This is a genomic window from Gordonia sputi NBRC 100414, from assembly GCF_000248055.1.
Lineage (GTDB): Bacteria > Actinomycetota > Actinomycetes > Mycobacteriales > Mycobacteriaceae > Gordonia > Gordonia sputi.
The window spans coordinates 22,566-36,866 of record NZ_BAFC01000116.1 but is presented as its reverse complement, the minus strand read 5'-3'; the positions used below and the strand labels follow the sequence as shown (position 1 = coordinate 36,866).

General features: G+C 65.1%; 12 protein-coding genes, 1 tRNA gene and 1 other RNA gene. 12 read left to right on the top strand and 2 right to left on the bottom strand.

Translation table 11 applies throughout. The annotated features are described in order from the left end of the window. The first annotated feature begins 377 nt into the window (after nucleotides 1-377). Nucleotides 378-1,727 carry a hemolysin family protein gene (locus tag GOSPT_RS18810; protein ID WP_005208059.1) on the top strand — a complete coding sequence of 450 codons (1,350 nt, stop codon included), beginning with the start codon at nucleotides 378-380 and terminating at the stop codon, nucleotides 1,725-1,727. Next, nucleotides 1,720-2,745 carry a hemolysin family protein gene (locus GOSPT_RS18805; RefSeq protein WP_005208057.1) on the top strand — a complete coding sequence of 342 codons (1,026 nt, stop codon included), beginning with the start codon at nucleotides 1,720-1,722 and terminating at the stop codon, nucleotides 2,743-2,745. The genes GOSPT_RS18810 and GOSPT_RS18805 overlap by 8 nt, the downstream gene beginning before the upstream one ends. A 15-nt stretch (nucleotides 2,746-2,760) precedes the next feature. On the opposite strand, the gene gluQRS is transcribed toward GOSPT_RS18805, so the two are convergent. Next, entirely contained in the window at nucleotides 2,761-3,696 is a 936-nt protein-coding gene (gene gluQRS / locus GOSPT_RS18800; protein ID WP_005208056.1) for a tRNA glutamyl-Q(34) synthetase GluQRS, read from the bottom strand. Between the two features lie 376 nt (nucleotides 3,697-4,072). Between gluQRS and GOSPT_RS18795 the strand changes: the two genes are divergently transcribed. Genes GOSPT_RS18795 through GOSPT_RS18785 form a run of 3 tightly spaced genes read left to right on the top strand, consistent with a single transcriptional unit; the run spans nucleotide 4,073 to nucleotide 7,167 of the window. Continuing rightward, nucleotides 4,073-5,128 (top strand): ATP-dependent DNA ligase, encoded by a 1,056-nt coding sequence (locus GOSPT_RS18795; RefSeq protein WP_039856682.1) that lies wholly within the window; start codon nucleotides 4,073-4,075, stop codon nucleotides 5,126-5,128. Nucleotide 5,129: 1 nt separating this feature from the next. Beyond that, a complete protein-coding gene (locus GOSPT_RS18790; protein WP_005208054.1) occupies nucleotides 5,130-6,215 on the top strand; it encodes a DNA polymerase domain-containing protein in 1,086 nt (361 codons plus the stop codon). A 58-nt stretch (nucleotides 6,216-6,273) separates the two neighbouring features. Continuing rightward, a complete protein-coding gene (locus tag GOSPT_RS18785) occupies nucleotides 6,274-7,167 on the top strand; it encodes a DUF5996 family protein (protein ID WP_005208053.1) in 894 nt (297 codons plus the stop codon). A gap of 76 nt (nucleotides 7,168-7,243) precedes the next feature. Here GOSPT_RS18785 and GOSPT_RS18780 read toward each other — a convergent pair whose 3' ends face one another. After that, the gene (locus GOSPT_RS18780) at nucleotides 7,244-8,092 is read right to left on the bottom strand and encodes an NmrA family NAD(P)-binding protein (protein WP_005208052.1); all 849 of its coding nucleotides are present in this window, start codon (nucleotides 8,090-8,092) and stop codon (nucleotides 7,244-7,246) included. 112 nt (nucleotides 8,093-8,204) lie between these two features. On the opposite strand from GOSPT_RS18780, the gene GOSPT_RS18775 reads away from it, so the two are divergent. From GOSPT_RS18775 to GOSPT_RS18750, 7 genes are all read left to right on the top strand, one after another. Then, nucleotides 8,205-8,290, top strand: a tRNA-Ser gene (locus GOSPT_RS18775). Between the two features lie 187 nt (nucleotides 8,291-8,477). Next, nucleotides 8,478-9,200: a hypothetical protein gene (locus GOSPT_RS18770; protein WP_231894643.1), complete on the top strand. Its 723-nt coding sequence runs from the start codon at nucleotides 8,478-8,480 to the stop codon at nucleotides 9,198-9,200. 66 nt (nucleotides 9,201-9,266) lie between these two features. Then, nucleotides 9,267-9,361, top strand: an RNA gene (gene ffs / locus GOSPT_RS23320) — signal recognition particle sRNA small type. A 70-nt stretch (nucleotides 9,362-9,431) separates the two neighbouring features. Next, on the top strand, nucleotides 9,432-10,718 hold the full coding sequence (locus tag GOSPT_RS18765) for an aspartate aminotransferase type Ic (protein WP_039856680.1): 1,287 nt from the start codon (nucleotides 9,432-9,434) through the stop codon (nucleotides 10,716-10,718). 29 nt (nucleotides 10,719-10,747) lie between these two features. Next, nucleotides 10,748-12,049 (top strand): glycosyltransferase 87 family protein, encoded by a 1,302-nt coding sequence (locus tag GOSPT_RS18760; protein ID WP_174273072.1) that lies wholly within the window; start codon nucleotides 10,748-10,750, stop codon nucleotides 12,047-12,049. Between the two features lie 85 nt (nucleotides 12,050-12,134). Next, complete coding sequence (locus GOSPT_RS18755) at nucleotides 12,135-12,596, top strand: hypothetical protein (protein ID WP_005208039.1); 462 nt, start codon at nucleotides 12,135-12,137, stop codon at nucleotides 12,594-12,596. 111 nt (nucleotides 12,597-12,707) lie between these two features. Beyond that, nucleotides 12,708-14,276 (top strand): acyl-CoA synthetase, encoded by a 1,569-nt coding sequence (locus GOSPT_RS18750; RefSeq protein ID WP_039856679.1) that lies wholly within the window; start codon nucleotides 12,708-12,710, stop codon nucleotides 14,274-14,276. The last annotated feature ends 25 nt before the right edge of the window (nucleotides 14,277-14,301 follow it).

Genomic DNA, 14,301 nt, shown 5'->3' with positions numbered 1-14,301 from the left:
AGCTACCCTCGTCGCACCTCTTTGTGGTGAGCCAATGGTCCTGAAATCATCGGATTCGACTGTCCGCCAATGCAAATCACCAAGCCATGTCACCGATCGTGGACCAAACGGGCATACTGCCTGCGCCACCAGGTAGGCCGACGAGGATCCGCCCCTACTGCGGTCCGCACTCTCCGGGAACCAACGCAATGTCCGTTTCGTTGACTTTCACGTATCCTGGAGTCCGATATTCCACATCCCCACCCGCGACAGAAAGACACGATGAACCGCGCTCGGCGCAAAAAACGGAAACCTCGACGATCCGGCCCCCACTCGGGGGCATTCACAACTTCTGACCCGTCGGCATTTGTTCCGACGGTCCGCGACGAGGTGATCGCATGATGATGCTCCTCGGAATCGTGATCGGAATCCTCGTCGTCTTCGCCATCACCGCGTTGACCGGCTACTTCGTAGCGCAGGAGTTCGCGTTCATGGCCGTCGACCGGTCGCGACTCAAAGCCCGCGCAGCCGACGGTGATGCCGCGGCTGCCCGCGCACTCTCGGTGACACGCAGAACGTCGTTCATGCTCTCGGGCGCCCAGCTCGGCATCACCGTGACCGGCCTGCTCGTCGGCTACGTCGCCGAGCCATTGATCGGCAGTGGCGTCGGCGAACTGTTGGGCGACGTCGGCATCCCCGTCGCCGTCGGCGTGGCCATCGGCACCGTGCTGGCCGTCTTGTTCTCGACGGTCGTCCAGATGGTGTTCGGCGAACTGTTTCCCAAGAACCTCTCGATCGCACGCCCCGAGCCCGTCGCGCGTCGACTCGCGCTCTCGACGTCGATCTACCTCAAGGTGTTCGGTCCGGTCATCTCGCTGTTCGACGCCGCGTCGAACCTTCTGCTCAAAGCGCTGCGGATCGAGCCGGTGCACGACGTCGAGCACTCCGCGTCACCGCGCGACCTCGAACACATCGTCGCCGAGTCGCGGGAGGTCGGGGAGTTGCCCGCCGAACTGTCGACGCTTCTCGATCGTGTCCTCGACTTTCCCACTCGTACAGCAGAGCACGCGATGGTGCCCCGGCCACTCGTCGACTTCGTCGCAGCCGATACGTCGCTGTCGGAGGTTCGCGACCTGATGGCCGTGGGGCATACGCGATATCCCGTGGTCGGAGCCAACCCCGACGACGTCGTCGGGATCGTGCATCTGCACGATCTGCTCGAACGTCTCGACGAAACCAGCCTCACCGCAGCTGATCTCGCGCGACCCGCCGCGATCGTGCCCACCACGCTGCCGCTTCCGGCGGTACTCGAACGACTCGACACCACCTCTGACGACGAGATGGCTGTCGTGATCGACGAATACGGCGGAATCGCAGGCATCATCACCGTCGAAGACATCGCCGAGGAGATCACCGGCGAGATCGACGACGAGCACGATACGACATCGTCCGAACCGATCGAACTGACCGACGACGGCTGGCTCGCCCGCGGCGACACACACCTCGACGAAGTGTCACGCGTCATCGGGCACGACGTGGCCGAAGGCGACTACGAAACCCTGAGCGGACTTGTGATTTCGACGTCGGGCGGACTGCCCCAGGTCGGAGACAGCGTCGAATTGCCGCTTGCCGACGGCGCTTTCGGCGTCGCCGCTCCAACGGTGACCGCAACGGTGACGCAGGTCAGACGCCGCGTGCCCGCAACCGTCCATCTCGTCATCACCGAGTCGGGAGACGCCGATGAGTAACCCGTGGGTTGTGCTCGCGGTCACGGTCGTGTTGATCGCGGCGAGCGCGTTTTTCGTCGCCGTCGAATTCGCGTTGATCGCGGCTCGTCGCCACCGTATCGAGGATGCCGCACAGACCAGTCGTGCCGCGCGGGCCGCGCTACGCAGTTCGTCGGAACTGTCTGTGCTGCTTGCCGGTTCGCAGTTGGGTATCACCGTGTGCACGCTTGCGCTCGGCGCGGTGACCAAACCCGCTGTGCATCACTGGATCACGCCGGGAATCGAAGCACTCGGCGCGCCGCTGTGGATCGCCGACGTCGTGGGATTCATACTCGCGCTGATCATCGTGACATTCCTTCACCTGGTGGTCGGCGAGATGGCACCCAAGTCGTGGGCGATAGCCCACCCGGAGAGATCGGCTGTGCTGCTGGCGATTCCGATGCGCGCCTTCATGTGGGTGGTGCGCCCGGTGCTCGTCGTGCTCAACCAACTCGCCAACTGGTGCCTGCGTCGCGTTGGTGTGCAACCCGTCGATCAGGTGTCGTCCGGGCAGGATTCGGCGACTTTGCGACAGTTGGTCGACCACTCCGCCGAGACCGGAGTGCTCGACGACGAGTATCACCACAGGCTCAGCGCGGCGTTGGCCACGGAGGCGCTCGCGGTGGGCGACGTCGTCGGCGACGGCGCACTCGACGGTGTTCCCGCGGATGCTTCTCCCGCTGGGATTCAAGAGGTTTCGCGTCAGACGGGGCACTCTCGGTTGCTCGTCGTGCGCGGTGGGGCTGATGAGAACCTCACCCGCGACTCGGTGATCGGCGTGGTGCACGTCCGCGACAGTCTCAATGCCGCAGCCGATGTCACGGCTGCCGACCTTGCCCGAGATGTGTTGATCCTGCCTGCCGAACTACCCGCGTACGAAGGTATGGCGCGCATGCGAGACCAGCGTGCACATATCGCGCTGGTCTCCGCCGGTGATGAGATTCTCGGCGTGCTGACGCTCGACGATCTGCTCGACAGACTGCTGACCACCGCGTCCTGAGCGGATGCGACTGCCTCAGATCCATTCGTCGTCGGTGAGAATCCACGGCTGCGTCGGGAGCTTCGTCGGATCGAATCGTTGAGCGAGGTCGGCGAGGGTGACATGTTCGCCGGGCTCGGCCAGCCGTAACGACGCCGCGATGTGGTCGAGAACGGTCGCGGTGTCGACGCCGCGGGCGGCGAGGTCGGCGAGTGTGACTGCTCCGTCGCGCTTCGACAAACGAATCTGCTTGTCGTTGAGCACCATCGGGACATGCGCGTAGACCGGCGGTGTGTGTCCGAGCAGCGTCGTCAGATATGACTGGCGTGGCGCCGACGGCAGGAGGTCGTCGCCACGGACCACCTGGTCGATACCCTGCTCGGCGTCGTCGATGACCACCGCGAGGTTGTAGGCGGGCGTGCCGTCGCCGCGTTGGATGACGAAATCGTCGACGGCTCCGGTGTATTCGCCGTGCAGGACGTCGACGACGCTGAACTCGTCGACGTCCGACACGATCCGGATCGCGGGAGGACGCCCGGCTGCGCGCTTACTCTCGCGCTCCTCTGCGGTGAGGTGTCGGCACGTCCCGGGGTACGCGCCCGGTGGGGAGTGCGGCGCCGACGGGGCTTCGAGGATCTCGCGTCTGGTGCAGAAGCACTCGAAGGTGCGGCCGCGCCTGGTCAGGTCGTCGATCAGCGCGCGGTACCGATCGAGCCGGTCGGTCTGGTACACGACCGGCGGCTCCCAGTCGATCCCGAGGGCGTGCAGGTCGTCGATCTGTCGCTGATCGGATCCCACCGCGGTGCGGTCGAGGTTCTCCATGCGCAGCAGAAACCGGCGGCCCGAGGTGCGGGCGAAGAGCCACGCCAGCACGGCCGTGCGCAGGTTGCCGACGTGCAGGTCGCCCGACGGCGACGGCGCGTACCGCCCGGCAGGAAGCGCCGACTGCGCAGCGGGTTCGTGTGCGGACATCGGTCACGACACTACCGCCGCCGGTGGTCTCGACAAGCTCGACCAGCGGGGGAGGCTCGCCAAGCGGGTGGGCCCTTTCCGCTGATTGAGCGGCCGCGAGCGCAGCGAGCTGCCGAACCCTACCGCTGATTGAGCCGGCCGCGAGCGGAGCGAGTTGCCGAGTCGAAATCACTTGGGGTGGTCTCGACAGGCTCGACCAGCGGTGGGCGCTTGACCAGCGGGGGGAGGCTCGACCAGGGGTGGCGCCTTTTCCGCTGATTGAGCCGGCCGCGAGCGCAGCGAGCTGCCGAGTCGAAATCACCAGCGGGGGACGCTCGACCAGCGGCCGACCGCGCGGCTCATTGCGGGATCGTCGTGCAATGGGGAGTATGGGGTGGTGGACCTACCGGTCATGCCTCCCGTCGCGCCGATGCTCGCCAAGGCTGTCTCAGCGGTGCCGGAACAACCAGACGGCGAGCCGTCGTGGTCCTACGAACCCAAGTGGGATGGCTTTCGTGCGTTGGTCTTTCGCGACGGCGACGAGGTCTACATCGGTTCTCGCGGAGGCAAAGACCTGGCGCGCTACTTCCCCGAAATCGTCGACGCCGCGCGCGCCGAACTCCCCGACAAGGTGGTCCTCGACGGCGAGATCGGCGTCCCGTCCGTCATCGACGGCGTGCACCGCCTCGACTGGGACTCGCTCGCGCAGCGGATTCACCCCGCCGACTCACGCGTGCGGATGCTCGCCGAGAAGACGCCCGCGATCTTCATCGGATTCGACGCGCTCGCACTCGGCGACCTCAGCGTCGTCGACGAACCCTTCGCCGTACGTCGCGACACGCTCGTGAAGGCGGTGGGCCCACACGAGACCGGCAGGCGGTTCAACGTCAGTCGCGTCACCGCCGACGCCGACACCGCGCGCACCTGGTTCTCCGCATTCGAGGGCGCGGGCCTCGACGGCGTGGTCGCCAAGCGGATCGGCTCGCCGTACGTCGAGGGCAAGCGCGAGATGCTGAAGGTCAAACACAAGCGCACGGCCGACTGTGTGGTCATCGGCTACCGAGTGCACAAGAGCGGAACCGGTCTGGGTTCGATGTTGTTGGGCCTCTACACCGATTCGGGAGATCTCCACATGGTCGGCGGCGCAGGAGCATTCACCGACAAGAAGCGAATCGAACTCGAAGAGATGTTTGCGCCGATGCGCACCGATCCCGACAAGCCCGCACCGGGCGAGCCGACGCGGTGGCGATCGGAGAAGTCGGGGGAGTGGATTCCGATCAGGCCGGAACTGGTCGCCGAGGTCGCCTACGACCAGATGGAGAATCACCGATTCCGGCACACCGTCAAGTTCCTACGGTGGCGTCCCGACCGCGATCCCGAGAGCTGCGGCTACGACCAACTCGACGTCCCGCTGACCTACGACCTCCACGATGTGCTGGAAGGGGAAGGCTGACATGGCATCCCGCTCGCCTGCTGAGGAACTCGACGTCGAGGGTGTTGCCGTCCGAATGAGCAACCCCGACAAGATCTATTTCCCCGAGCTCGGTGAAAACGGTGGTCGCAAAAGAGATCTCGTCGGCTACTACCAGCGCATGGCGCAGGCGCGCGACGACGGCGCCGACGGCCCGTTCCTCGTCGCCCTCCGCGATCGCCCGACATTCCTGCAGCGCTTCCCCGACGGCATCGACGGCGACGAGATCTACCAGAAGCACCTACCGAAGAAGCGACCCGACTTCATCGACTCGACGCGCATCACGTTCCCCTCGGGCAGAACCGGGGATGCACTCCGTCCGACGAGCCCGGCGTCGATCGTCTGGGCGGCCAACCTCGGGACCGTCACCTTCCATACCTGGCCGACGGTCGCGGCCGACAACGAGCATCCCGATCAACTGCGCATCGATCTCGACCCACAGCCCGGCACCGACTTCGACGACGTTCGACGCGTCGCCGTCGACCTCCTCGCGCCGCTCCTCGACGAGCTCGGCTACGTCGGATATCTAAAGACGTCCGGCGGCAGGGGGATTCACGTGTTCATTCCCATCGAGCCGCGGTGGGACTTCATCGCGACCCGACGCTGTGGCATCGCGCTCGCCCGCGAATTGGAGCGTCGAGACCCTGACGCCGTGACCACCTCGTGGTGGAAAGAGGATCGCGGCGAGCGGATCTTCATCGACTTCAACCAGAATGCGCGTGACCGGACCATGGCTGCGCCGTATTCGGTGCGACGCAACGCAATCGCGCGCGTGTCGACTCCCGTGACCTGGGCCGAGCTCGCCGACGTCGATCCCGACGACTGCACCATGCGTAGCGTTCCGGAACTCGTTGCGCAACGGGGTGATCCGATGGCCGACATCTCGACGCATCGTCGTGGCCTCGAACCACTGCTGGAGATGGTCGAGCGCGACGACGCGCAAGGTCTCGGCGACATGCCCTACCCGCCGAGCTACCCGAAGATGCCGGGTGAGCCTCCGCGCGTGCAGCCGAGCAAGAAGGTGGGTGCCCACTGGGATGAGGAAGGAAACAGGATCGGTCCGAACTGAGCGTCGAATCGGCGTCGTGCAGTCGAAACACGTCGTCGCACAAGGGAATGAGTAGCGAATGACCACAACCGCAACGTTCGAATCATGGCCGGAGCTCCGTGTGTCCGACTGGGAGCAGACCCGCGACACGGTGCACATGTGGAGTCAGATCGTCGGAAAGACCCGAATGGCGTTGGCCCCGAATGAGAATCATTGGTGGCAGGTCGCGCTGTATGTGAACTCGGTGGGCCTCACGACCTCGTTGATGCCCTACGACGGCTACGGCGTCGAGATCGTCTTCGACTTCGCCGACCACGTCCTCGACATCACCACGACGAAAGGCGAACGGCGACAGGTGCGTCTCGAGCCACGCACCACCGCCGACTTCTACGCGGATTATCTGGCACAGCTGGAATCGCTCGGCATCAGCGTGCCCATCTACGACCGCCCCGTCGAAGTGGCCGAGTCGATCCCGTTCGCGCAGGACACGACGCACGCCTCGTACGACGCCGACGCCGTGAAGCTCTTCTGGCACCAATTGGTCAGCGCGCAGCGCGTTTTCGCGGAGTTCCGTGGAAAGTGGCGCGGCAAGTGCAGCCCCGTTCACTTCTTCTGGGGCTCATTCGATCTCGCGGTCACCAGATTCTCCGGCCGTCCCGCTCCGCTGTTCTCCGGCGTCGTGCCGAACTGTCCGGAGCGAGTGATGGTCGAATCCTATTGCGAGGAGGTCTCCAGCGCCGGGTTCTGGCCCGGTGGCGCCGACGAGGGGGCCTTCTACTCCTATTCGTATCCCGTCTACGAGGGCTACCCCGACGCGAAGGTGCACCCGGCGGCGGCGTCGTACGACACGACGCTCGGCGAATTCCTGCTGCCCTACACCGCCGTTCGAACCGCCGACGACTCAGACGCAAGCCTTCGGGAGTTCCTGCAGTCGACGTTCGACGTCGAATCCAGTCTGGGGGAGTGGCCGTAGAAAGTGAATGTGTGTCGTATCGAAGGATGTGTGTGTTGCAGCGCCCACATCCTTCGATACGACACACATTCTCCGGTCAGCCGAGAGCGTGCTGCGCCCAGTCCGCGAACGACTCCCACTCGATCTGCGGGTAGGCCGCGTGCAGCGCTGCGACGTCGACGCTGTACCCCTTGGTCGCCAGGAACGTGAACATCGCCTGCATATCCGGCGACGAAATACGTTCGGGGTCATACGATTCCGCGTGCACCTCCTGGCCGGTCGCGGCAGTCAGCGCGGCGGCCATCGCGTTCGGGGTGATCTCGTCTGAGGCCAGGTCGATGCGTCGGCCCGTGAAGTCGGCAGGGGCATCGAACAGCATCGCGACGAATCGGCCGAAGTCCCGACGCGAGAGTTGTTGCAGCGCCTTCTCCGCGGGCAGGGCGAGCGGCATCACGCCGGCTTTGAGTGCGTCGAGGCTGCCGAGCAGGTTGTCGTAGAAGTAGGTCGGGCCGACGATCGTGTGCGGGATGCTCGACGCCGCGAGCTTCTTCTCCACCTCGTACTTCGAATCGAAGTGCGAGATACCGGTGTTGTGATCGGCATCGGCGACCGACGAGAACACCAGATACGGCACGGATGCGGCTTCGGCCGCCGCGATGATGTTCTCGCCCTGCCCGACCTCGGCGTCGGCTCCCGACTCGAACGGCGTCGTCAGCGCGAAGACCCCGGCGGCCCCGGCGAAGGCGTCGGCAAGGCCATTTCCGGTCGCGATGTCGGCGACGGCCAGCGGGATGCTGCGGTCCGCGAGCTCCAGCGACCTGTCCGAATCGAGAAACCGTACGACGCCGCGCACGGGTTTTCCAGCGTCACGCAGCGCGTGCAACACCACGCCGCCCTGATTACCGGTCGCGCCGAGAACGACGTAGGGAGATTCGGATGTGGGCATGGCGTCGACCTTTCCGTGGCGGGGGAGCACCTTCGACGCTACCGATCGACGCCCGGTGCCGACCGCACGAATTTGGGTCTGGGGTGGATTGGCCGTTATTATCGCCAAGCCTGGAGGATTCGCCTAGTGGCCTATGGCGCTCGCCTGGAACGCGGGTTGGGTTAATAGCCCTCAGGAGTTCGAATCTCCTATCCTCCGCAGCAGAAACGAGCCCGACGCGTATGTGAGCGTCGGGCTCGTTTCGTTTCCGCAGGTCACTGCCCTGAACCGGCTGTCGTTCACTCCGAGGACACCTGCGCCTGGGATGGTTACGCGCGTTCAGCCGGAACGCTGCTCGCGGCGGAGGTCGAACGTACCCCACCCCGTCCACGGCAGGAGCGACACGATGGCAGCGTGCAGAGCGACCAACCGTCCTCATCCGCATCGTCCGCGGCCGGCACGCCCGCTGCAGCCGAGTCGCCGGTTGGCCCTCGCGGCGTCGACGATCGCACTGGCCCTGATGGCGTCGTTGGCCGCTTTCGCCCCAGCGCATGCGTCGCCGCAGCGCGGAGTTGACCCCGTGCACATTCCGACGCGTGCCGCGAAGGACTTCAGTCTGCTCATCGCATATAGCTTCGGGAACCGCATCGCGCCCGGCGTCGACGCCACCCGCACGGTCGGCGAACCGGGTCCGGTCAACGAAGCGCTGGCCGAGTCCGCAATCCGCACGCGCGGCAACCGCACCATCCCGATCTACGCCCAGACCGAGATCGCCCGCGTATTGCATGCGAAGTTCCATGCCGCGGGCGTCGTCGAGATCCCGCCGAATCGCAAGCCCGACGGCACGCTCGTCTACCTCTCCACCGACGGTGTCGCCGCCAAGGTCGCACAACTACGCGGACCGTCGGCACGCGTCGACGTCGCCGGGATCATCGCGTTCTCCGACCATCAATGGCGCGCGGTCTACACGACGCGCGCCAACGGACTCGACGCCTATGCGCCCGCGGGCATCGCGATGCCGTCGACCTACGACCCACTCTCCGGGCAGGACTGGACCCGCAGCCGCTCCGCCTACCTGCCACGCGACTACGCGGCCCGACTCGCTCTGCTCCCGCGACTCCTGCGCTGATCGACCTCCGGGCGACAACCACGCCGACCCCCTGACGCATCGCGACAAAGGCTCGCTACAATTGACGACGGATCCCGCGCGGCGTGCATCCTGTGAACTCCCCCAGGGCCGGAAGGCAGCAAGGGTCAACGGGCTCTCTCGGGTGCGCGGGGTCCTCTAACTTTTGTTCAGATCCGCAAGCGTGCCGAAAGCCGCCATCGAGCCTGGCGCCGGTTCGGCGAGAGGTTTCCGTTGAACTACCACTCGATGAGTGCAGACGAACTTCGCGCCACCCAAGACGACCTGCGAAAACTCTACGAGGGTTTGCTGTCCGCTGGGCTGAAGCTGGATCTCACCCGCGGTAAGCCCGCGCCGGAACAACTCGACCTCTCCAACGAGCTGCTGTCGTTGCCCGGCCTCGGCGACTACCGTGACGCCTCCGGCACCGACTGCCGCAACTACGGCGGCGTCAGTGGGCTGCCGGAGCTGCGCGCGATCTTCGCCGAGCTGCTCGCCGTCGACGCCGACAACCTGATCGCCTTCGGCAATGCCAGCCTCGACCTGATGCACCAGGTGGTGGTGTCCTCACTGCTCAAGGGCACTCCCGACTCTCCGGAGTCTTGGTCGTCGACCGGCGAGACCGTCAAGTTCCTGTGCCCGTCGCCCGGCTATGACCGCCACTTCGCGATCACCGAGCACTACGGCATCGAGATGATCCCGGTGCCGATGCTCCCGAACGGCCCCGACGTCGACGTCTGCGCGCAGTTGGTTGCCGACGATCCGTCGATCAAGGGTCTGTGGGCCGTGCCCACCTACTCCAACCCCACGGGCGCCACCTACAGCGAAGACGTCGCACGCGCCCTGATGGCGATGCCCGCGGCGCCGGACTTCCGTGTCTTCTGGGACAACGCCTACGCCGTCCACACGCTTGTCGACGCCCCGCCCACCCCGCTGCCGATCGTCGACATCGCCGCGCAGGAGGGCCACCCCAACCGCGTCTACGTGTTCGGCTCGACGTCGAAGATCACCTTCGCGGGAGCGGGTGTTGCCTTCTTCGGGTCGTCGGCGACCAACGTCAAGTGGCTGACCGACAACCTCGCGTTCACGACGATCGGTCCGGACAAGATCAACCAGCTTCGTCACCTGAGGTTCTTCGGTGATGCCGACGGCGTGCGCGCGCACATGGCCAAGCACCGCGAGATCCTCGCCCCCAAGTTCCGCCTGGTGCTCGAGATCCTCCAAGACCGGCTCGCCGACTCCAAGGTCGCGGCTTGGTCGGAGCCCGAGGGCGGCTACTTCATCAGCCTCGACGTCCTCGACGGCGCCGCCAAGCGGACCATCGCGCTCGCGAAGGAGGCCGGGATCGCGCTGACGGCCGCCGGGTCAACCTACCCGTACAAGCACGATCCGTACGACCGCAACATCCGGCTCGCACCGACCTTCCCCAGCACCGACGACCTGCGCGTCGCGATGGACGGCGTTGCGACCTGTGCACTTCTTGCCGCGACGGAGAAGCTCCTCGCCGACGTCGAATCCTGACGAGACGGCACACGTGTGACAGTCCGGCAATGGTGAGGGCCTCACGACGTTGGGTCGTGGCTGTCGGCTTCCTGCTCGTCGCCGCCGTGGCCGTGTGGTTGCAGGATGTGATCGTTCCCTTCACGACGCCGTTCTGGGGACTCTTCGACAACCAACTCGACCTCGACGTGTACCGCGCCGGAACGCAAACCGTGCTCGACGGTGGCAGCCTGTACGACGCCAAACTACTCGGCCAGATGGACTACACGTACGCGCCCATCTCGGCGATCATCTTCATCCCGTTCGCGCTGATGTCGTTCGAAGTGGCCCGAATCGTCTGGACCGCAGGCATTTTCATCGCGCTGTACCTGGTGATCATGTTGTGCTTCCGCTCGCTCGGCAGACAGGCGACGTGGCCGCTGCGGATCATCGCGCTCTCGCTGATTGCCGTCGCGCTGCTGCTCGAACCGGTCCGCACGACGGTCTGGTACGGCCAGATCAACGTTTTTCTGTTGCTCATCATCCTGGCCGACCTGCTGCGTGTCGACAGACCCAAGGGCGACAACAGCCGCGGTATGGGCATCGGCACCGGAATCGCCGCGGGTATCAAACTGACCCCGTTGATCTTCATCCTGTACCTGGCAATTCTGCGGCGCTGGCGCGCGATGTTCGGGGTCATCGCTGGCTTCGTCGGCACCATCGTCGTCGGATTCATCGTGCTGCCAAGCGAATCCTGGGCCTACTGGACCGACAAGCTCTTCGACTCCAACCGAGTCGGCGCACCGCAAACCGTTGGTAACCAGTCGATCCGCGGGTGGTTGGCCAACCTCATCCACACCGACGCGCCGAACTCGTTGCTATGGGGTGTCCTTGCCCTCGCGGCGCTCGCGTTGGGTATGTACGCGGCCGTACTCGCGCACCGCCACGGTCAGGAACTGCTGGCGCTGAGCCTCGTCGGCATGACGGCATGCGCGATCTCGCCCATGTCGTGGGGACATCACTGGGTGTGGTTCGTGCCGATCCTGGTGATCTGCGTGAATCTGGTGTTGCGCGTTGATCTGTCGCCGCTGCGTCGAACATTGGCGGGCGTGGCCTGCGTAAGTCTGATTCTGGTGTCGTTCTCGTGGCGCACCTATCTCGCGCATCCGATCTGGTTTGTCAACAAGACAGTTCCCGACGCCTATCTCATCGGACTGTTTTTCAAACATGGAATCAGTTGGCTCGAATGGTTCACGGTATATCCCTACAACGCGGTGTTCCTCGGCACGGCAATCGCGACAATCGTCGTCTATCGGACATCGAATGCCGCGGCTGTGACCGGCGCCGATAACGTTCGCGACACGGTCGGCTAGTCGCGCTAACGAGTTGTCGCTGCAATTCGACGTGAATCATGACGGGGCCGACGTCCACGGCCCCGCATTCTCGAGGAGGCGCACCATGATTCGACGTTCGATGGCACGCAAAATGACCACAGGGCTCGTCGGTGCCTGCGCGGTAGCCGCAGCCACGATCGGAGCCGGTCACGCAGCGGCTGATCAATCGGTCTACGGCGAGGTCGGTATGGGGTGTTCCAGCCTCAACCCCAACATCATCGATATTCCCTCGTATGCGGGCATACACGTCCAGCGGCGAGAGGGCGACAACACATTCACCTTGTGGGGCGACAGCAAGAGCTTCTTTCGCTATTACTCCGACACGAGAGTCGTCGTAACCCAACTCTCCAATGGAGCGACGCACACCTACAACACGCACTGGGTCCACACGATCGCCGACGACAGCGGCTATCGGATCGACGACATCCCGGGCCGCGGCAAGGTGAAGATCACGATCAATGCCGTCAACCGCGGACTGCTGACGCTGCGCGCACCCGAATGCTCCGGCGTCACCGATCTGCAGTAGCACTACTCGGTTATTGACAATTCACTGAACTCGGACACGGGTGGGCAATAAGCTGTCGCCAACTTCGGCGGAGTCTCGAGCATGCTCCGCCCTCGATGGCGGGAGTCAGTGATGGCAGGACGAGTGGTGGTACCCGATTCGATGGATCTCGGTTCGTGGATTGCGCGGCGTGCAGCGATCATCCCGGATCACCCGGCACTGACCTTCGACGGCGAGACGCTGACGTTCGCCGAGCTCCAGCGTCGAATTGACCTGCTGGCCGAGCGACTGGTCGACGGCGGAGTCGCGCAGGGCGATCGCGTTGCCTATCTCGGACCGAATCACTCGGCATTCCTGGTCGCGCTGTTCGCCTGCGCGCGAGCGGGCGCGACATTCGTCCCGCTCAACTTCCGGCTCACCGGACCAGAGCTCGCGTACATCCTCGGTGACTGCGGCGCAACAACTCTCATCGCCGACGCCACGCTGACCGGTGTCGTCGACGACGTGCGCGCAGACATCGACGTGCAACGGTTCATCGCGGTCGGCGGCGCCGACGGTTGGGAGAACTTCGACGACGTGCTGGCCGCCGGTGAGCCGATCGCCGGTCCGGTGTTCGCCGACGCCGAGGACGTCGCGGTCATCATGTACACCTCGGGGACCACCGGTCGTCCCAAAGGCGCCATGCTCACGCACGGAAACCTGTTCTGGAACAACATCAATGCGCTGCTCAGCTTCGACACCGTCTCCACCGACATCACCTACACCGCGGCGCCGCTGTTCCACATCGGCGGCCTCAACGTCACCACTCTCGTCACGCTCCAGAAGGGTGGCCACGTGATCCTGTCGGGTGCGTTCGATCCGACACAGACACTGGCCGACATCGAAAAATACCGTGTCACAACGATGTTCGGCGTCCCCGCGATGTTTCTGTTCATGAGCCAGGTTCCTGCTTTCGCCACCGCAGACCTCTCTTCGCTGCGATACCTCATCTGCGGCGGCGCCCCAGTGCCCGAGCCGTTGATGCGCACCTACGCCGACCGCGGAGTCACGTTCGCGCAGGGCTACGGCCTCACCGAAACAGCTCCGCTCGCACTCGTCATGGGCATCGACGAGTCGGAGAAGAAGATCGGAGCCGCGGGGAACAGGGTGTTGCCGCTCTCGGACGTGCGACTCGTCGACGCCACCAACGCCGAGGTGGCGCCGGGGCAGCCGGGCGAGATCTGTGTGCGTGGACCCCAGGTGATGGTGGGCTACTGGGACAATCCCGGCGCCACCGACGCCGCGATCGACGACGACGGGTGGTTCCACACCGGCGACGTCGGACGTGAGGACGACGAGGGATATGTCTACGTCATCGACCGCGTGAAGGACATGGTCATCAGCGGCGGCGAGAACGTCTATCCCGCCGAGGTCGAGAGCGTGCTCTACAGCCACCCCGCGGTCGCCGAGGTCGCGATCGTCGGACTCCCCGATGCGAAGTGGGGAGAGGCCGTCACGGCGGTCGTCGCGACGGCGCCCGGCGAGACCGTGACCCTGAAAGAACTGCGCGAATTCGCGGCCGACCGCCTTGCCCGCTACAAGCTCCCGCTGCGTCTGGAGTTCATTGACGCGCTGCCGCGCAATCCGTCCGGCAAGGTGCTCAAGTTCGCGCTGCGCGACCGGTTCGGTGCGGAAGCTCCCGCCGCGAGCCCGGCGGTCTGACCTGCCGGGGAAGGTCGCTGTGCAC

Coding starts and splice junctions, on each gene's coding strand:
- GOSPT_RS18780 (WP_005208052.1), bottom strand. CDS start 8,092: ATGCCCACATCCGAATCTCCCTACGTCGTTCTCGGCGCGACCGGTAAT.
- GOSPT_RS18770 (WP_231894643.1), top strand. CDS start 8,478: ATGGCAGCGTGCAGAGCGACCAACCGTCCTCATCCGCATCGTCCGCGG.
- GOSPT_RS18810 (WP_005208059.1), top strand. CDS start 378: ATGATGATGCTCCTCGGAATCGTGATCGGAATCCTCGTCGTCTTCGCC.
- GOSPT_RS18760 (WP_174273072.1), top strand. CDS start 10,748: ATGGTGAGGGCCTCACGACGTTGGGTCGTGGCTGTCGGCTTCCTGCTC.
- GOSPT_RS18805 (WP_005208057.1), top strand. CDS start 1,720: ATGAGTAACCCGTGGGTTGTGCTCGCGGTCACGGTCGTGTTGATCGCG.
- gluQRS (WP_005208056.1), bottom strand. CDS start 3,696: ATGTCCGCACACGAACCCGCTGCGCAGTCGGCGCTTCCTGCCGGGCGG.
- GOSPT_RS18785 (WP_005208053.1), top strand. CDS start 6,274: ATGACCACAACCGCAACGTTCGAATCATGGCCGGAGCTCCGTGTGTCC.
- GOSPT_RS18755 (WP_005208039.1), top strand. CDS start 12,135: ATGATTCGACGTTCGATGGCACGCAAAATGACCACAGGGCTCGTCGGT.
- GOSPT_RS18790 (WP_005208054.1), top strand. CDS start 5,130: ATGGCATCCCGCTCGCCTGCTGAGGAACTCGACGTCGAGGGTGTTGCC.
- GOSPT_RS18750 (WP_039856679.1), top strand. CDS start 12,708: ATGGCAGGACGAGTGGTGGTACCCGATTCGATGGATCTCGGTTCGTGG.